The 3,435-nt window shown below is 37.0% G+C and carries 4 protein-coding genes and 1 pseudogene; all 5 read left to right on the top strand.

Annotated elements, in window-relative coordinates:
- The coding region (locus AC220I_RS20220; RefSeq protein WP_486725673.1) for a hypothetical protein at positions 1–290 on the top strand (290 nt) is incomplete at its 5' end.
- Between the two features lie 596 nt (positions 291–886).
- Positions 887–1,054, top strand: a complete 168-nt coding sequence (locus tag AC220I_RS20215) for a hypothetical protein (protein WP_486725672.1) — start codon at positions 887–889, stop codon at positions 1,052–1,054.
- A gap of 562 nt (positions 1,055–1,616) precedes the next feature.
- Positions 1,617–1,793, top strand: a pseudogene (locus AC220I_RS20210) (flavodoxin); the annotation flags it as partial.
- Positions 1,794–2,125: 332 nt separating this feature from the next.
- A complete protein-coding gene (frlD, locus tag AC220I_RS20205) occupies positions 2,126–2,926 on the top strand; it encodes a fructoselysine 6-kinase (RefSeq protein ID WP_486725671.1) in 801 nt (266 codons plus the stop codon).
- The coding region (locus tag AC220I_RS20200; RefSeq protein WP_486725670.1) for an MATE family efflux transporter at positions 2,927–3,435 on the top strand (509 nt) is incomplete at its 3' end. It lies immediately after the preceding gene.

Here is a 3,435-nt window from a genome sequence, read left to right as displayed (position 1 = left end):
CAGAATTTTTAGTATTACTATTTGTTGTAATTATTAGTTTTACAATTTTCGAGCTGGTTATTGAAAAGAATCTTAAAATAAGAGCTCGAATGATAAGGCGGTTTGGAAAACTCACAACCTGGATTATCAATACCATAATTTCAATGTTTCTACTAAACCTCGTATACCAGATGGGAAAAAGAGACTTAAAATATACAGCCCTATATGCAGTGGTATTTTCATTTTTTAACTATTCATCGATTTCAATTTATACAACGGAGAAATTTATGAAAAATAAATCTGGAGAGTAATGGCGAGTATTGATAATTTCGTAAGTTAAAACTAAAAGACTATGAATATCTTAGAATGTTTAACGTCACATTTTCCAAGAGAGGTTTTCATTCTTACGAATAAAATGACAACCAACTATTCTGGAAGCCACGATAAGGTATTACCATTTTTCGAAATGCAGCTCAAAAATACAGGTATGGGAATATTTTGATTATTACTTGTTTCATGCTCTTTATTCTGACTTTTATGAAAAGTAGGTGAGTTATAACGCTTGCAATGTGGCTAGAAAATTAAAAGAGAATGGTAAGATTAAGCATCTAGGCACTTCCTTTCATAAAAAAGCAGAAGTTTTATAACATATATTACATGAACATCCAGACATTATAATTGTTCAAATCCAATTTAACTATGCAGATTTCGATGATCTGGGAGTTGAAGGGTTTGAATGCTATCAAATCTGCGAAAAATACAATAAGCCAGTAATTGTTTTAGAGCCTGTAAAAGGTGGCAATCATGTCAATCTGCCAGCTGAAGCTAAAGTAGTATTTGATTCTTATAGCAATGACAAAAGTTATGTCATTCGATATTGTACGTCGTTTGATAAATTGGTTTGGTCATGAGCGGTATGAGTAACATTGATCAAATGAGTGACATTCTCAGCTACATGACCGATTTTGAAGCCTTTACAGATGAAGAGTTTCTCTTAGTGAAATATGTTAGAGAAATTCTTAAACGACAAGATAATATCGCTTGTACAGCTAGTCAATATTGTGTTGACGGCTGACCTTCAAAAATTGCTATCCCTGACTTATTCGCGGATTATAATGCCAAAACCAATTCAACGACTGGAACAGTGACTGGTACTATGGGGACCACACTAAAGGTAAGGGAAAGCATCAAATTGTACAAGCTGTGGTCAACGTGAAGTTGTTTGTTCTCAGCATTTGAAGATCATAGTTCGTTTAAAAGAAGTCCATAAAACATTTGAAAAATAAATTTTTAACAATTAATAGAGGTAAAAATATCAAAATCTTTAATCATTTATTTTTCAACAATAAGGAGACAATTATATCAGTGGCAGAATCAGATAATTGTCAGTTGGTAATACTAAAGTTGCTGCAAACATCATTCAAGAGCTCACTGGTTCAGACCAATTTGAAATTGAACCTGTATAGGATTACTGTGCTGAATATTACACTTGTACAGATGGGGCAAAAGCCGACTTAAAGGCGAGCAAAAGACCTAAATATAAAAAAACTAAAAATTTAGACGCTTATGATACGATCTACCTAGGATATCCCAACTATTGGAGCATTATGTTAATTCTTTTTTGAACCCTCCTTGAACATTACGATTTTTCAAGAAAGACCATTAAAGTATTTTGCACACATGAGGGCAATGGCATGGGACAAGGTGAAATGGACATCAAAATACTTTGTCCTAGTGCCTTTGTCCAAAATGGGCTTGCACTTCACGGTGGGAGTATAGGGAGCTATAAGAAGTTAATAGAAAAATGGTTGTAATAAAAGCGCTCAATCAAGGGCGCTTTTATTATTGTATACAACAAAGTTTGAGCCGAAAGCTGTCATGAGGAATGTTGGACCTCAAACAGCATCAGCAAAAATTGGTTTGACACATCGACGGTGGCTCAAATGTTGTTTTTCATCATTTAAGCTAAAAGCAAGGACAGAGATTTACTAACCACAACCACCTTATATCTCATCAAATAACAAATCCCATAATCGTTATATAACGTTATATAACATATTGTCATTGACGTATGTTTATTATATACTGTATTGTATAAGATATAACATCCATTTATTAGAAATTATAAAGTGCAGGGGGACGTAATATGAGCGAAATGAAACACAAAATCGTAACCATAGGGGACAATTGTATTGATTTATATGTAAAAACAAGCGAAGCCTTTCCGGGTGGCAATCCTGTAAATGTGGCCGTTTATTGCAAGCGTCTTGGACATGATGCCTCATATATAGGTGTGGTTGGCGATGATGCTTACGGAACGCTTATTAAAGAAGCATTGGCTTCAAAACAAGTGAACATCACACATCTTCATACTATATCCGGCAAAACTGCCATTACTGAAGTCACCATGGACAAGGGCAACCGTGTGCTTGGTGATTATCACGAGGGCGTGTTGGAGCAGTTTATGCTTACCGATGACGACAAGCAATTTGCAGGTAGTCATGATTTAATCATTTCAGGAATTTGGGGGAAGATAGAGCATGAAATTGAGTCTTTAAGGGAATTTGGAAAGCCTATTGCCTTTGACTTTGCAGATAAATTTGACCATCCTATCGTTTCGATTGCCCTGCCTTTTGTCGATTACGCATTTTTTGCCAACGATCATTTAGACACAAATGATGTAAAAGCTATGATGAAAATGCTTCACGCTAAAGGGCCCAAGGTTGTTGTGATTACAAGAGGCGAACAGGGAAGTTTGGCATATGATGGTGACAGGTTTTACACCTATGGCATAGAGCCATGTGAAGTTGTCGATACCATGGGTGCAGGCGACAGCTATATTGCTGGCTTCCTAATGGCAATGCTCTCAGGTGAATCTATAGAGAACTGCATGGCTTCAGGCGCAAGAAACTCGAGCATCACCATCGCTTATTTCGGTGCATGGTAAATGAACACTGATCTAAGTAAAAAGGGTTCTGCATTTATGCTTCGAGATTTAAATAAGGACTCAAGTAATAAAGCGATCTTCTGGACCATGCTTGTATTAGCACTTCCAACCATCCTTGAGTATTTTTTAGAGACGATTGTTCAGTATATAGACACAGCCATGGTTGGGCAAGTGAGTGCTCATGCATCAGCGGTAGTCGGACTGAGTACATCGTTAAATTGGCTGGTCAACAGCCCCTTGTTCGCCATTGGCATTGGTTTCCTGGCAATGGTGGCAAAGGCCATAGGTGATGATGATCCCAAAGCTATCAAACGCACAGCTGATCAAGCCCTAATCCTCTTAATCGGTCTTGGCGTGGTCGAAGGTATTATAGCCCTAAGTCTTAGTCCATTCATTCCAAAGTGGATGGGTGCTGATGTACAGATTCATCATGACGCATCCGTTTATTTTTCAATGATCTGTTTGCCCATGCTTTTTAGAGCCTCGATTATTATTCTAGGCAGCTTGAT

The organism is Fusibacter sp. (assembly GCF_057447755.1).
This window is presented reverse-complemented; position numbering and strand designations above follow the sequence as displayed.